The following is a 14,197-nucleotide window of genomic DNA, read 5'->3' as shown; positions in this document are numbered from 1 at the left end:
CAGCCCCGGCGTTCGCCGACGGCGTTCCGGCGGGATGGCGCGTCAGTTCGCGACGCCGAGCCCCGCGACCTTCGTGATCGCGCTGAGCGGCAGGGTCCGCTCGACGTCGCGGTTGGCGTCGCGCGCGCGCAGGCGGCCGTTCGCGACGGCGAGCGGCACGAGCTCGACGTCGACCGGCTCGCTCGAGGTCGTCACGGTGAGCCGCACGGGCATGCGCTCGCGCACCGCCGACTGCAGCTGCCGCTCGAGCCACGCGCGCTCCTGCTCGCCGACCTCGAAGCCGGCGTCCCGCAGGCGCGCGACGAGCCGGTGCCGCTCGCGCTCGCGGCGCGGGGCGCGCTCCGGCCGGCGCACCACGAGCTCGCCCTCCTCGTCCTCGAGCACCGCGGGGTAGCGCTCCTCGAGCAGCGCCTCGAGCACCTCCTCGGCGCTCAGGCGGAAGGTGACGCGGTGCGGACCGGTCTGCACCGGCCCCGCGGTCGCGAGCGAGCGGTCGACGGCGATCGTGCGGATGAGCTGCTCGTCGTCGCTCCGCGCCTGCGCGCGGGCGCCGCCTTCGGCGATCGGGTCGACGGCGCGCACGCGCAGGCTGCCGAAGCGCGCGGCGGTGTCGCGCACGAGGTAGGCGACCGGCTGCGGCACCCCGGTGAGCGAGATGCCCGCGAGGAAGTCGAGCACGCCGTCGGCGCTCTCGCCGCTCGCGAGCCCCGCGGCGACGCTCTGCGCGGTGATGCGCCACTGCGAGGCGATGCCGGCGCGCTCCATGCGGGCGATGCGGCGGAGGCGGGCGTCGACGGCGGCGCGGAGCGGGCCGGGGGCGACGGCCGAGAGGTCGGGCTGGAGGTAGACGGATGCGGTGGCCGGCGGCACGTGGGTCGCGAGCGTCTCGCGCGCGGCGGCGGGATCGGCGGCGAGCGCGGCGGCGAGCGTCGTCGGGCGGGCGCCATCGGCGAGGCCGAGCCGGCGCGCCTGCCGCGCCTGCCGCTCGCGGACGGCGCGCACGGCGTCGTCGGCGAGCGGGAAGTCGCCGGCCGCGACGGCCGCGACGTCGCCGGTCGCCTCGAGCCACGCGCCCGCGACGCGGAGCCACCGATCGGGCACCGGGGCGGCGAGCCACGCGTCGGCGTCGACCGTGGCGCGCAGGCGCCCGTCGTGCCTGTCGACGAGGCCCGCGACGGCCGCGAGCTCGAGCCGCTCGTCGAGCTGCGCCGGCTCGGCGTCGATCGACGCGGCGAGGTCGCGCACGACCGCGGCGGGCAGCTGCGCGCGCGAGCGGAGCGTGATCGGGTGGTCGGCGATGCGGTGCACGAGCTCGGCGACCTTGATCGCCTCGTCGATCGCGAGCTGCGGCGCGGTCGGGGACTCGATGGGCGCCGCGTTGCCGGGCGCCGTGTCGACAGCCGCGTCATCGGCGGCGCTCGCGGCGCGGCCGTCGAGCGAGCTCGCGGCGAGGGCCGCGACGGGCGGCAGGGCGGCGCCGTCGACGCCGAGCAGCAGCGCGTCGAGGCGCGGCGACGAGGTGCCGGCGGCGAGCGCGGCGAGCTCGGCGCCCGACCGCCACCGGAGCGCTAGCGCGATCGACGCATCCGTCAGCAGATGCTCGGCGAGGTCGAACGTCGAGGCGAGCTGCGGGGGTGCCTGCCGCTCGGTGACGAGCAGGTCGAGCGCGTCGTCGGGCATCGCCTGGATGCGGGCCGCGAGCGCGACGACGTCCATCAGCGCCTGCGCGACTTGCCCGCCGCGCTCACGATGACGAGCACCACGAGGCAGACGATCGCGAGGGGGAGCGCGAGGAGCGGGAGCCAGTAGGCGTACTGCCACGCGATGCCCGCGAAGAAGTCGACGCTGTCGCGGAACGCGACGTGCAGCATCGAGCCCGCGAAGCCGAGCACCGCGATCGCGGCGAGCGCGACGACCAGGAACGCGAGCACGCGCTCGACCGCGTCGCGCGGCGTCCGCGCGGCGGGCGCCTGCTGCTGCGGCGCCCTCTTGCGGGGGCGCTGCGTCGGGTTGCTGCTGGCCTTCGGCATCCCACCAGGATACCGCCGTGGGAGGCCGCCCCGGCGCGCCCACTACGCTGGGTGCCGTGCGGCGGGGTGCCGCACCTCGATCCTGTACGGGAGGGTGCCATGCCGACGGGCAGGGTGAAGTTCTTCGACGAGGCCAAGGGCTTCGGCTTCATCGCCGGCGACGACGGCGTCGAGGTGTTCCTGCACGCGTCGGCGGTGCCGGATGGCGTGCAGGTGAAGCCGGGCTCGAAGGTGGAGTACGGCATCGCCGAGGGCCGCCGCGGCCCGCAGGCGCTCTCGCTGCGCGTGCTCGGCGGCACGGCCGTCAAGGCGGCGCGGCGCGACACCGAGGACATGGCGATCATCGTCGAGGACCTCGTGCGCCTGCTCGACACGATCGGCAACGACCTGCGGCGCGGCCGCTACCCGAGCGCCGCGCACGGCTCGACCGTCGCGCAGATGCTCCGGAGGGTCGCTGATGACCTCGACGCCTGATCCCGTCGGCACCGAGCCGATCGGCACCGCGCCGGCCGAGGGCTCGGCCGCGGACGCCGCGCCGCTCGAGATCGTCCCCGTCTACGACGGCTCGGCGCCCGCGGCCGCGGCGCCCGAGGCGACGGAGGCCCCCGAGGCTTCGGAGGCACCCGAGGCTTCCGCGATGCCCGAGGTCGACGAGCCGACGACGGCCGACGACGCCACTGCCGACGAGCCCGCCGAGGCCGCCGACGAGGTCGCCGAGCAGCCCGCCGCCGCGGCGCCGGTCGAGCCGACCCCCACGGTGCCGTCGATGCAGGAGCTCGAGCTCGCGCTCTCGGCCCTCGACGAGGTCGCGCCGAAGGGCGCGGTCGGCGAGGTGCAGGAGGCGCTCGCCGAGGGCGACCACGTCGTCGCGATCCGGCACGCATCGCGCCTGCCGGGCTACCCCGACTGGTCGTGGACCGTGCTGCTCTCGCGCGGCATCGAGGGCGGGCCGACCGTGCTCGAGGTCGCGCTGCTGCCGAGCGAGGGCTCGCTGCTCGCGCCCGCGTGGGTGCCGTGGTCCGAGCGGCTCGCCGACTACCTCGCGGCCAAGGAGGCGGCCGCCGAGGACGGCGACGACGAGGAGCTCGAGTCGGATCTCGAGTCCGACCTCGACGACGACTTCGACGACGACTTCGAGGACGTCGACGACGACGGCGACGGGCACGGCGACCACGCCGACCTCGTGGCCGACGAGGAGGAGTAGCGCCCGCTACCGCGCGTCGAGCAGGAAGTCGAGGCAGCGGGTGAGCTGCACGACGTCCGAGGGCTCGATCGCCGCGAACGTCGCGACCCGCAGCTGGTTGCGGCCGAGCTTGCGGTAGGGCTCGGTGTCGACGACGCCGTTCTGGCGCAGCGCCTTCGCGAGCGCCGCGGCGTCGACCGAGGGGTCGAAGTCGATCGTCACGACGACGTTCGAGCGGTGCGCGGGGTCGGCGACGAACGGCATCGCCTCGGGCCGCGCCTCGGCCCACGCGTAGAGGGTGCCGGCCGACTGCGCCGTGCGGGCCGCCATCGCGTCGAGCCCGCCCTGCTCGAGCATCCACCGCAGCTGCTCCTGCAGCAGCAGGAGCGTCGAGAGCGCGGGCGTGTTGAGCGTCTGGTCGAGCCGCGAGTTCACGACCGCCTGCTGCAGCGAGAGGAACTCCGGGATGTAGCGGCCCGAGGCCGCGACGCGCTCGATGCGCTCGAGCGCGAAGGGCGAGGCGATCGCGAACCACAGCCCGCCGTCGGAGGCGAAGTTCTTCTGCGGGGCGAAGTAGTAGAGGTCGGCCGCCGAGACGTCGACGGCGAGGCCGCCCGCCGCACTCGTCGCGTCGACGACCGCGAGCGCATCCGCCTGGGCCCCGATCACCGGGTGGAAGACGCCGGTCGAGGTCTCGTTGTGCGGGTAGGCGACGACGTCGACGCCCTCGACGGTGTCGAGCAGGGGTCGCGAGCCCGGCTCGGCGGAGGCCACGCTCGGCGCCTCGAGCCACGGCGCCGCGGCCGCCTTCGCGAACTTGCCGCCGAACTCGCCGAAGACGAGGTGGTGCGAGCGGTGCTGGATGAGCGAGAACGCCGCGGCGTCCCAGAACGCGGTCGAGCCGCCGTTGCCGAGCAGTACCTCGTAGCCGTCGGGCAGCGAGAAGAGCTGCGCGAGCTGCTCGCGCACCGAGCGCACGAGCCCCTTGACCGGCGCCTGGCGGTGGCTCGTGCCGAGCAGCGCCATGTTCGCCTCGAGGTGGGCGACCTGCTCGGGCCGCACCTTCGAGGGCCCGCAGCCGAACCTTCCGTCAGCGGGGAGCAGCTCAGCCGGGATGCGCAGATCGTTCACACCGATGATCCTACGAGCGGCTGAAGCATAGGGTGGGATGGGTTGGAATGCGCCAGGGATGGCGGAGGCAGAGGAAGCGGTACTGGGCGTGGCGGATCTCGTCGATACGACAGAGATGTACCTCCGCACGATCCTCGATCTCGAGGAGGAGGGCATCGCCCCCTTGCGCGCCCGCATCTCCGAGCGGCTCAACCACTCGGGCCCGACCGTCTCGCAGACGATCAACCGCATGTCGCGCGACGGGCTCGTGGTCGTGGGCGCCGACCGTCGACTCGAGCTCACCGAGGAGGGGCGAGCGCTCGCGATCCGCGTGCTGCGCAAGCACCGGCTCGCCGAGCGGCTGCTCGCCGACGTGATCGGCCTCGACTGGAGCCTCGTGCACGACGAGGCCTGCCGGTGGGAGCACGTCATGAGCGAGCAGGTCGAGCGACGACTGCTGACGCTGCTCGGCAACCCGACCGAGTCGCCCTACGGCACGCCGATCCCCGGGCTCGACGAGCTCGGCCTCGCGCCGGCCGAGCCGTTCCTCGACGGCGTCGTGATGGCGACGGATGCGCGTGGCGAGCACGTGGTGCGCAGGCTGGGGGAGCCGATCCAGTCGGACGTCGAGGGGCTCTGCGAGCTGCAGGCGGCGGGGCTCGTGCCCGGCGCGCGGGTCGTGGTGAGCGGTCAGGGCGCGCGCGTCCGCCTCGATGTCGTCGGCGGCGAGGCGATCGAGCTGCCCGTCGAGCTCGCGCGCCACGTCTACCTCACAGCCTGAGGACTCCTCGCTTCCAGCCTTCGTCCAGGCCGCTCCGAGGCTCGCCGGTAGCCTGTGGACGATTGTGACGATTCGGTAACGCTCGGGTACTCTCGCACGGTCAGCCCCGCACCTCGCGTGCGGGAACTGCACCGCTTGGGGGAACACGAACGCATGGGACAGCACTCGACGACGGCCATCGCCGTCTCACCGGTGGTCGACCGTGGAGCGCCCGCGTCGACGATGACGAGCTCGCTCCGCAAGGGCGCGAAGAGCTTCGGCGTCGTCTGCATCGCGGCCGGCCTCGTGGGGGCGCTCTCGCTCCCCGCCGCCGCCTTCGCGCCGCAGACCGAGTCCTACAGCCAGGCCGAGCTCGCGAGCATCATCGCCGAGAACTCGCAGAGCGTCTCGGTCGCCGAGGACGCGCGCGTCGACCTCGTCGCCCGCGACGGCATCTCCGGCACGACCGCTGCCGAGCTCGAGGAGATCCGCAGCGCGGCGCGCGCGGCCGAGGAGGCCCGCCAGGCCGAGCTCGCCGAGGCGCGCGCGCAGCTCGCCGCGACGGCTGCCGCCGGTGGAGCGGCTGCGACGGCGACAGCGACGACCGCTGCGGCCGCTCTGCCGGTCAACGCGCCGCCGGCCAACGGCTCGATCGTCGGCATCGCCCAGTCGCAGCTCGGCGTGCCCTACGTCTGGGGCGGCTCGAGCCCCGCGACGGGCTTCGACTGCTCGGGCTTCACGAAGTGGGTCTACGGCCAGGCCGGCCACTACCTGCCCCACTCCTCGAACGCGCAGGCGGGCTACGGCTCGCCGGTGTCGGCGTCGGCCGTCGCGGCCGGCGACCTGCTGGTGTGGAGCGGCCACGTGGCCATCTACGTCGGCGGCAATCAGATCATCCACGCGGCCACGAGCGGCAAGCCTGTGAAGTACTCGAGCTACTCGGCGATGGTCGCGGCGTTCGGGACTCCGCAGATCCGGCGGTTCTGAGCCGCTCTCACGAGTCGCTCTGCAGAGGGTGACAAATAGGTAACGGTTTGGTAACGTTGCCCGAGGTGCCGCCCGGCGGCGCATCGTTCTCACGGAAGTTTTGGAGTATCAGCCTGTGACGAGTCCTACCGAGATGTCGGCCGACCAGCCCGGCAAGAAGCGCATCGATCGCGCTGCCGTGGTCCGGAACGCGCGACGCGTCGGCGTGATCGCCGTGGCGGCCGCCCTGGCCACCCCGCTCGCACTCCCGGCCTTCGCGTCCAGCAGCGACAGCGAGACCGGTCAGTCCTACTCGGCGTTCGTCGCCCAGGATGCGCAGTCGGTCTCGGGCATCGTGACGGCCGGCGAGAGCGAGCTGAGCGGCTCGCGGCTCGAGGTGTCCGCCACGACTGCGGCAGAGCTGCAGGAGATCCGAGCAGAGCTCGAGGCGGCTGCAGAGGCCGAGCGTCGCGAGCAGGCGGCGGCGGCGGAGGAGCGTGCGACCGCGGAGCGCCAGGAGCGCGCCACGACGAATTCGGGCACCGCGGGCGGTTCGTCGGCGCCGGCACCTGCCGCTGCAGCGCCGGCGGGCGCGACCGGCAGCGCGATCGCCAACGCGGCGCTCGCGCAGGTCGGGGTGTCGCAGGACTGCGTGCAGCTCGTGCGTCGCTCGATCGCTGCCGCCGGTCTCCCGTACTCGGGCATGCAGTCGCTCTTCAACCTCGGTCCGACCATCCCGATGTCGCAGGCTTCGCCCGGCGATGTCATCTACTACTCGAACGGCGGCACCGGTCGCGCGCACATCGCCATCTACATCGGTGGCGGCCGTGCGGTGCACGGCGGCTGGTCCGGCTACAACACGGTGGTCGCGGGCGTCAACATCGGCGGCTCGGCCCCGGTGTTCATCGACATCACCTGATCGTCGACTCGTTGAGCGCCCGTCCCGCTGGGGCGGGCGCTCCGCGTTCTGCCCGGCGCTAGACTCGTCGGGCCTGCCTCTGTAGCTCAATGGAAGAGCATCTCCGTCCTAAGGAGCTGGTTGGGGGTTCGAGTCCCTCCAGGGGCACCGTGTGATGAGTCGTGACATAGGTCTCACCTGAGTCGCGACATAGGTCACGAAGAGAGAGCCCCTGGCCATCGGCCGGGGGCTCTTCTCGTGTTGCGCCAGTAGGCGCGGTCGGGGTCGATGTCGTTGGTGGCGAGGACTTCGCCGGTTTCGAGCGCTTTCGGGGTGGCGCGGTAGGTGTCGCCGGGTGTTGCGCGGTTGTTGGCGCGGTGGGGTGCCAGTTGAGGATCTCGACGTCGCTGCCGTCGGCCAGTCGCCAGTGGGTGAAGTCGGACTGCCAGGTCTCGTTGGGCTGCGCCGCCTCGAACCGGATCCACGACGACCGGGGGCGCTTGCGCGGCTCGGGGGTGATCAGTCCGGCCTCGTGCAGGATGCGGCGGATCGTGGACGTCGAAGGCGCGAGGTGTCCCTCTCGCTCGAGGTGCCAGCCGATGGTGACCGGGCCGGCGTCGCGGCCCTCGGCGCTCAGCTGCCGCCGCAGCTGCACGATCCGCTCGCGGACCTCGGGCGGCGTCCGTCTCGGGCTGCTGTGAGGCGCGCGGGAGCGTGGCTCGATCGCGTCGATGCCGCCTTCCCGGTACCGGGCCAGGAGTCGATGGAGGTGCCGGCGGGTGATGCCGTACTCGGCCGCCGCAGCGGTCACCGTCAGCTGCTTCGAGACGATCATCAGGACGGCGACGCGAGCGCGAGACATGCCAGCGACTGTGACCGATGTCGCGACTCATCAGGGACCTATCAAGTGAGACCTATGTCACGAACCCCGACACCTCCAGGGGCACCGTTGCGGTGAGTCGCGTGCGAGCTTCGCTCGAGGAGTCGGCGGCCCATGGCGACACTTCCCAGCGGGATAGCGTTCGCTGTCCGATCGGGCTGCCCATGGCGATCGCCCGGTTCTCGGCCAGGAAGCACCTCGCCAGCGTGGTGATCGTCGGAGCGCAGCGGGAAGGCGGTTGGGCACCCGCCACCTGATGCAGGCGGCGGAGCAGAACTCCGCGGCAGTTCGGTGCCTCGCCACCAGACTGGCGGTGCCCGCGGTTGCGGCGCCATCCGCGTCCGACAAGCGCGGATCGCTCTGCCCTCCGAGCAGTCCTCGTCAGTCGCTGGTGAGTCCGGAGTACGCGTGCAGACCCTTGAAGAAGAGGTTGACGACCGTGAAGTTGAACACCACGGCCGCGAAGCCGATGATCTGCAGCCAGGCGGAGCGGGAGCCGCGCCAACCGCGAGTCGCTCGCGCGTGGATGTAGCCGGCGTACAGCACCCAGATGATGAAGGTCCACACCTCCTTCGTGTCCCAGCCCCAGTAGCGCCCACACGCGTGCTCCGCCCAGATCGCGCCTGCCACGAGGGTGAAGGTCCAGAAGATGAACCCGATCACGCCGACGCGGTAGCCCAGGTCTTCGAGCTGCTCAGCGCTCGGCAGCGATCGGAGGAAGCCGTTGGTCCGCCGCTCCTTCACGAGCTGGACGACGCTCAATCCGGCGCCCAGGGCGAAGAACCCTGTCGCGAGCGTGGCGACGAAGACGTGGATGACGAGCCAGTAGGTCTGGAGGGCCGGAGGGAGGGGGACCGGCGGCACGTAGAAGTTGACCGTCGCGGTGCCGAGGAACACCACGGCGAGACCGGTGATGAAGACGCCGAGGAACCTGAGGTCTCGCCACAGCCGGGACAAGACGAAGACGCCCACGATGATCGCGACGCCCGTCAGTGCGAACTCGTACATGTTCGCCCACGGGACGCGGCCGGCGGCCAGTCCCCGGAAGACGGCGCCCGCGACATGCACAGTCCAGCCGATCACCGTCAGGACGAAGCCGATCCGAGCGCCGCGGCCAGCCTCGGCCGCAGCGATCGAGGGCGATGTCTGCCCGCCCACCGAGGAGCCGCCGCCGACGCTCACCAGCTCGCGGTCAGCGGCGGACCTGGCTGCCGATCGCTTCGCCACATCGATGGCGAACGCCGCGAAGGCGAGCGTGTAGACCGCCATCGCCGAGTAGACGGCCAGCAGCGCTGCCGCGTCCCATTGATCCATCGTCACGTCGTGATCCTCTCTCCGGGTGGATACGTCGCTGCGGCCCGGTCACGCAGGCGGACCGCGAGGGCGTCCACCGCGCGCTCGAGCATCGGGTCCTCTCCGCGCGCGAGTCCTGCCAGCTCGAGTCCCGCATCGGTCGCCTTGACCCACATCCGGCGACGTGGGATGAGCAGCGATGCGAGCAGCGAGAGGATGAGCGCGATCGTGATCCAGAGCACCGCGGTCTGCGTGTGGTCGACGTGCACTTCGATCACCCCGTACCGCAGGACGTCCTCGAACGCGATCGTGCCGAGCCCGCCGGGGAGCTCGAGCGACTGGCCGGGCACGAGGATCAGGGATTCCGCTGCCGAGTCGCCACCGGCGATCGGCGTCATCTCGTCCGTCGCGAGCGAGTAGACCGAGCGCGGGATGCCTGCATCGAGTCCCAGGTCTCCCGTGAACGCCTGCAGGGAGAGCACCGGATTCAGCACGTCGGTGTAGCCGGAGGCGAGTGCTCCGCTGCTCAACTCCACGGCTGTCGGGTAGAAAAATCCGCGCAGGCCGAGTTGCTGCTCGAGGCCGTCGGGCAGCTTCATCACGCCGAGGCTCGTCATCAAGTCGTCCTGGGCGAGGAAGGGCGTGTACTCGTCGTAGACAACGTTCCCATCGGGGTCGCGCACCGAGATGCGGGGGGCGTAGCCGTTCGAGATCAGGTAGAGATCAGCGCCTGCAACCGAGAGCGGCTCGTTGACCTTGATCTGCGCGGGCCGCTCACCGCTCGGCTCGCTGACGGCGACTCGCGCGGTGAAGTCGAGCGGGGCGCCCACCGCGTGGCGGTTCTCGGTCTCGTACTCCACCTCGAGGTCGTCGAGACGCACGGCGAACGGCTCCAGCGAGCCGTCGTCGAACCACTGCCCAGCCGAGAAGGTGTCGTAGCTCGAGAGCGTGTTCGCGAAGCCGCGACCCTCGACGAGGAGCCGCTGCCCCTCGTAGCCGAAGCCTGAGCCGATGCCCACGACGAGGATCATCGCGAGCAGCGACGTGTGGAACAGCAGGTTGCCGGTCTCGCGGAGGTAGCCGCGCTCAGCAGAGACGCTCTGCCCGTATCGCGCGGTGCGGTACCCCAGGCGCCGCAGCATGCGCTCTGCGCGATCCAGATCGTCCACGGTCCCCGGCGCGGTCTGGAATCCGACGAGCCGCGACAGTCGCGCGGGCGTCTTCGGCGGTGCGGCAAGCATGGCCTTCGAGTGGTGCACGAGACGGGGGATGACGCATCCCACCAACGACGTGAACAGCAGGATGTAGATGGCCGAGAACCACGGGCTCGTGTAGACGCCGTGCAGCGAGAGCACGTCGTACAGCCAGACGAGCTCCGGATTGTCGGAGCGGACCTGGATGACTCCGTTCGGGTCGCTCGATCGCTGCGGCACGAGGCTGCCCGGGATCGCGGCAGGTGCGAGCAGCAGCAGGAGGACGATCGCGGTCCTCATCGAGGTGGAACTGGCGCCACAGGAAACGCGCCCATCCCGCGGGTCCGAGACGCGGCACCCCGGCGATCGGCGCAGCACGGTCGGGCGCATCCACGTGGTCTCCCGGCCGCAGCGGGCCCGACTCAGATGACCGTGGCATACGACGCGATCCACCCTTGCATCTCGTTCATGATGAGGTCCCAGACGCCCGTGACCATCAGCAGGCCGATGAGGATCAGCATCGCGCCCCCCGCGATGTTGATCGCTCGCACGTGGCGTCGCATCCACGCGATCGTGGAGCCCATCCACCCGAGTCCGGCCGCGAGCAGCAAGAACGGGATTCCGAGGCCCAGCGCGTATGCGAGTCCCAGCACGGCCCCCTGCCCCGCGCTGCCCGTCGTGACCGTCAGGGCGCTGATCGCGGCGAGCGTCGGGCCGGAGCAGGGGGTCCACCCAAGCGCGAAGATCACGCCGACGAGCGGCGCCGTCCACATGCCGCCCGCCTTCAGCTGCTGCGGCTTCCAGACGCGCTGCAGGAAGCGCATCTGACCGATGAACACCAGCCCCAGCACGATGAGCAGCACGCCGAGCACCCGGACGAGCAGCGACGACCACACGAGGAGGAACGAGCTCACAGCGCCGACGAGCGCGGTGCCGAGCACGAACACCGTGGTGAAGCCGCCGACGAACAGCACCACGCCCGCGATGAGCCGACCGCGTCCGCCGTCCTCGCCGACGAGCGATCCCATCAGGCCGAGGTAGCCCGGCACGAGCGGGAGGATGCACGGGCTGGCGAACGACACGATGCCGGCCAGCAGGGCGACGGGCACGGAGAGCAGCAGCTCACCGCTCAGCACCGCCGCGGCGGGGTCGAGCGCTCGCTGCGCAAGCAGCTGGATCATCGCTCGAGCTCCTCCCGCAGCAGCGTCGACAGGATGCTGGTGTCGGTGACCGCGCCGGAGACGCGCGCGGCGACGCGCCCCTCGGCGTCGAGGATGATCGTCGACGGGACCGCATTGGGAGCCACGACGCCTGCGAACGCGAGCTGACCCTGCGCGGAGACGTCGTCGAGGACCGACGGGTACTCGATCGCGAACTCCTCCTCGAACGCCGTCGCCTGCGCGCCGCCGTCCCGGACATTGATGCCGATGAAGTCCACCCGGTCGCCGTACTCGGCGTGGAGCTCCGCCAGCACAGGAGCCTCCACGCGACAGGGCGGACAGGCGGCGTACCAGAAGTTCACGAGCGCGACCCCGTCGAGCTCCGCCGAGTCGAACTCACCGCCGGTCGCGACCGGCCCGCTGAACGACCCGGGGGACGTGCGCCGATCCTGCGGGATCTCCGTGACGATGCCATCACCCGCGATGTAGCCCGCGTCCCGCGCTTGACCCGCTGGCCCTGCCGCGCTCGCACAGCCGCTGAGCAGCAGCGCGGCGGCTGCGCCGACCGCGACAAGACCGCGACGAATCGAACCCAGCATGTTTCCTCCGATCAGCTCTCAGCAGCGGTCAGGACGGCAACGGACGCCAGGTCTGTCCCTGGTCGCTCGTCCGCTGAAGTCCTGACTCCCCAGCGACCAGGACGTCGCCATCGGGTAGCAGCGTGAGCGCCGAGACCTGCTCCGGCGTTGTTCCCATCGCGCGCCACGCCTCGTCGGGCCCGGACTCCCACAGCGTGCCCTGCTGGTCGACGCCCACGATGGCGTCGCCTGAGCCGCCCAGCAGCACGAGCGCGGGAGCACCGGCAACCGGCTCGAAGGTCCCGCCTCCATCCAGGCTGCTCGAGAGCCCGGCGAAGCTCGTCATCAACAGGCCCCGGTCGGCGGCGAGCAGATCGTAGGTGTCGACGGCAGCGCCCTCGCGCCAGCTGACGCCCATGTCTTCGCTGATCAGCAGCTGTCCGGCGTGCGATCCGACGATCGTCTCCGCCTTCGGGTCGTAAGTCAGCGCGTGGAAGTCGGCGACGCCCTCGAGCGAGACGGCATCCCAGCTCTCGCCGAAGTCGTCGCTGCGGATGAGCCCCACATTGGGGCCGCGGAGGGGTTGAGGTCCGCTCGTGCCAGGGTGGCCCGACGCGAGGAGAACGTGCTCGGCCACAGCCATCCCCATGAGGTCGATCCTGAGGTCCCCGGCGGGACCGCGGACGTCACCTTCGGCGAGATCGACGGTGAACAGTCCGTTGTGCGTCGCGACCAGCAATGACTGACCGTCAGGAGTGGTGGCGAGCTCGTGCACGTGATTGTCCTCGGTGAGGACAGCCGAGGGTGGGGGCGCCGCGCAGGAGGCGAGAGCGCCGATCGCGGTGGAGAGGGCGGCGGCCGCGAGCAGGCGGCGACCGATTCGAGGATTGGTGGGCATGATGTGTCCTTCGTGGCGTCCGGAAGCTGAAGCGCGCGTGGCGGCGCGCGGCGGCAGGTGTCACCGCCCGCACGACTGATCGGGGCGGCGGCACTCGCCGCCCCGATCAGCGAGGAGTCACAGCTCCGAGAGCATCGACTCCATCTCGGCGATCTCAGAGGACTGGTCGGCGATGATCCGCTCGGCCATCTCGAGCGCCTCGGCGTCCTGGCCGTCGGTCACTTCGGTTCGTGCCATCTCCACGGCGCCCTCGTGGTGCATGATCATCTGCTCGAGGAAGAGCCGCGACGCCTCGGGTCCCGAAGCTTCCTCCAGCAGTGCCATGTCGGATTCCGACATCATCCCGCTGTCACCGCCGTGATCCATGCCGGCGTGCTCGGACGAATCCACTCCCCATTCGGCGAGCATCGCCTCGAGCGTCTCGATCTCCGGTTGCTGCGCGGCTCGGATGCGCTCCGCCAGCTCGAGGACGCCCTGATCGACGTCGTTCTTCGCCAGCAGCATCTCCGACATGTCGATCGCCTGCTGGTGGTGCACGATCATGCCGCTCGCGAACGCGATGTCGGCCTGGTTGAAGGCCGCCTGCGCCGTCGCGGAGGCGGAAGGGGTCGTCGGCTCGCTGCTCGGAGCCGGATTGCTGCTGGTCGCGCAGCCGGTGAGCACCAGCGGGATCGCGACGGCGCTCACTGCGAGCGCGCGGAACTTCATGGTCATGGTTGGAATCTCTTTCAGTGATTGAGCATGGTCGGTTCGGAGCTCGGGTGCATAGGGCAACCGAGTCGCGCGATCATGTCCGACTGATCGAGAGCAGGATGAGGGACGGTCCGGGCACTGCACGAGCTGCAGCAGCAGTCGCTCGCAGAGGCGGCGCGGCAGCCCGGATCGTCCATCGAACGCGGGCCAGTGGAAGCAGCGCCACGACGGCCAGCAGGGCGATGACGCAAGTCACCACCATCAGACCGAGCTCATCGCATGCCACCATGCCGCAATCGAGCCCGACGGGAGCAGGTTGTTCTGCCGCCGCCGTCGTGTGCACGACCGCGGGCGCGCTCGCGTGCGGGGAATGGTGCGATCCACCGCCGAGCACGTGCATGGCCAGGAGGCCCGCGATGACCGCGGCCACGGCGACCGCCATGGCGAGCATCGTGCGGGCTCGGATCGGAGCGGGCATGGTCATGCTGCGCAAGGCATCCATGGCCACCTCCTCCGATCTGCATCGGAGACGCTACCGGGTGAGCCTATGAGGTC

At 71.4% G+C, this 14,197-nt stretch carries 15 protein-coding genes, 1 tRNA gene and 1 pseudogene; 6 read left to right on the top strand and 11 right to left on the bottom strand.

What is annotated here, in order from left to right:
* Positions 1-42: 42 nt before the first annotated feature.
* Together JQT67_RS05085 and JQT67_RS05080 are read right to left on the bottom strand one after the other, a co-directional pair.
* Positions 43-1,716 (bottom strand): helicase-associated domain-containing protein, encoded by a 1,674-nt coding sequence (locus tag JQT67_RS05085; RefSeq protein WP_208063788.1) that lies wholly within the window; start codon positions 1,714-1,716, stop codon positions 43-45.
* On the bottom strand, positions 1,716-2,030 hold the full coding sequence (locus JQT67_RS05080) for a hypothetical protein (protein ID WP_208063787.1): 315 nt from the start codon (positions 2,028-2,030) through the stop codon (positions 1,716-1,718). The genes JQT67_RS05085 and JQT67_RS05080 overlap by 1 nt, the downstream gene beginning before the upstream one ends.
* A gap of 99 nt (positions 2,031-2,129) precedes the next feature.
* Here JQT67_RS05080 and JQT67_RS05075 point away from each other — a divergent pair, with 99 nt between their 5' ends.
* Positions 2,130-2,504, top strand: coding sequence for a cold-shock protein (locus JQT67_RS05075; RefSeq protein WP_026374335.1), 375 nt, complete (start codon positions 2,130-2,132; stop codon positions 2,502-2,504).
* Positions 2,488-3,234: a DUF3027 domain-containing protein gene (locus JQT67_RS05070; RefSeq protein WP_208063786.1), complete on the top strand. Its 747-nt coding sequence runs from the start codon at positions 2,488-2,490 to the stop codon at positions 3,232-3,234. The genes JQT67_RS05075 and JQT67_RS05070 overlap by 17 nt, the downstream gene beginning before the upstream one ends.
* Before the next feature lie 6 nt (positions 3,235-3,240).
* Here JQT67_RS05070 and serC read toward each other — a convergent pair whose 3' ends face one another.
* Positions 3,241-4,344: a phosphoserine transaminase gene (gene serC, locus JQT67_RS05065; RefSeq protein WP_208063785.1), complete on the bottom strand. Its 1,104-nt coding sequence runs from the start codon at positions 4,342-4,344 to the stop codon at positions 3,241-3,243.
* Positions 4,345-4,432: 88 nt separating this feature from the next.
* Between serC and JQT67_RS05060 the strand changes: the two genes are divergently transcribed.
* From JQT67_RS05060 to JQT67_RS05045, 4 genes are all read left to right on the top strand, one after another.
* Complete coding sequence (locus JQT67_RS05060; protein WP_208063962.1) at positions 4,433-5,104, top strand: metal-dependent transcriptional regulator; 672 nt, start codon at positions 4,433-4,435, stop codon at positions 5,102-5,104.
* A 153-nt stretch (positions 5,105-5,257) separates the two neighbouring features.
* The gene (locus tag JQT67_RS05055) at positions 5,258-6,070 is read left to right on the top strand and encodes a C40 family peptidase (protein WP_208063784.1); all 813 of its coding nucleotides are present in this window, start codon (positions 5,258-5,260) and stop codon (positions 6,068-6,070) included.
* A 115-nt stretch (positions 6,071-6,185) separates the two neighbouring features.
* Positions 6,186-6,968 (top strand): NlpC/P60 family protein, encoded by a 783-nt coding sequence (locus tag JQT67_RS05050; RefSeq protein WP_208063783.1) that lies wholly within the window; start codon positions 6,186-6,188, stop codon positions 6,966-6,968.
* Positions 6,969-7,043: 75 nt separating this feature from the next.
* Positions 7,044-7,115, top strand: a tRNA-Arg gene (locus tag JQT67_RS05045).
* A 217-nt stretch (positions 7,116-7,332) separates the two neighbouring features.
* Here JQT67_RS05045 and JQT67_RS05040 read toward each other — a convergent pair.
* The 8 genes and pseudogenes from JQT67_RS05040 to JQT67_RS05005 form a co-directional block, all read right to left on the bottom strand.
* Positions 7,333-7,809, bottom strand: a pseudogene (locus JQT67_RS05040) (helix-turn-helix domain-containing protein); the annotation flags it as partial.
* A gap of 399 nt (positions 7,810-8,208) precedes the next feature.
* On the bottom strand, positions 8,209-9,141 hold the full coding sequence (ccsB, locus tag JQT67_RS05035) for a c-type cytochrome biogenesis protein CcsB (protein ID WP_208063961.1): 933 nt from the start codon (positions 9,139-9,141) through the stop codon (positions 8,209-8,211).
* A 2-nt stretch (positions 9,142-9,143) separates the two neighbouring features.
* On the bottom strand, positions 9,144-10,613 hold the full coding sequence (locus JQT67_RS05030) for a cytochrome c biogenesis protein ResB (RefSeq protein ID WP_243755658.1): 1,470 nt from the start codon (positions 10,611-10,613) through the stop codon (positions 9,144-9,146).
* Between the two features lie 122 nt (positions 10,614-10,735).
* A complete protein-coding gene (locus JQT67_RS05025) occupies positions 10,736-11,494 on the bottom strand; it encodes a cytochrome c biogenesis CcdA family protein (protein WP_208063782.1) in 759 nt (252 codons plus the stop codon).
* Positions 11,491-12,072: a TlpA disulfide reductase family protein gene (locus JQT67_RS05020; RefSeq protein ID WP_208063781.1), complete on the bottom strand. Its 582-nt coding sequence runs from the start codon at positions 12,070-12,072 to the stop codon at positions 11,491-11,493. The genes JQT67_RS05025 and JQT67_RS05020 overlap by 4 nt, the downstream gene beginning before the upstream one ends.
* A gap of 28 nt (positions 12,073-12,100) precedes the next feature.
* Positions 12,101-12,949, bottom strand: coding sequence for a hypothetical protein (locus tag JQT67_RS05015; protein ID WP_208063780.1), 849 nt, complete (start codon positions 12,947-12,949; stop codon positions 12,101-12,103).
* Between the two features lie 117 nt (positions 12,950-13,066).
* A complete protein-coding gene (locus JQT67_RS05010; RefSeq protein ID WP_208063779.1) occupies positions 13,067-13,657 on the bottom strand; it encodes a DUF305 domain-containing protein in 591 nt (196 codons plus the stop codon).
* A gap of 79 nt (positions 13,658-13,736) precedes the next feature.
* The gene (locus JQT67_RS05005; protein WP_208063778.1) at positions 13,737-14,144 is read right to left on the bottom strand and encodes a DUF6153 family protein; all 408 of its coding nucleotides are present in this window, start codon (positions 14,142-14,144) and stop codon (positions 13,737-13,739) included.
* Between the last annotated feature and the right edge of the window lie 53 nt (positions 14,145-14,197).

Source organism: Agrococcus sp. TF02-05 (assembly GCF_017565345.1).
Classification (GTDB): Bacteria; Actinomycetota; Actinomycetes; order Actinomycetales; family Microbacteriaceae; genus Agrococcus; species Agrococcus pavilionensis.
Note: the sequence above shows the minus strand (reverse complement) of the source record. Positions and strands in the feature narration are given on the sequence as shown.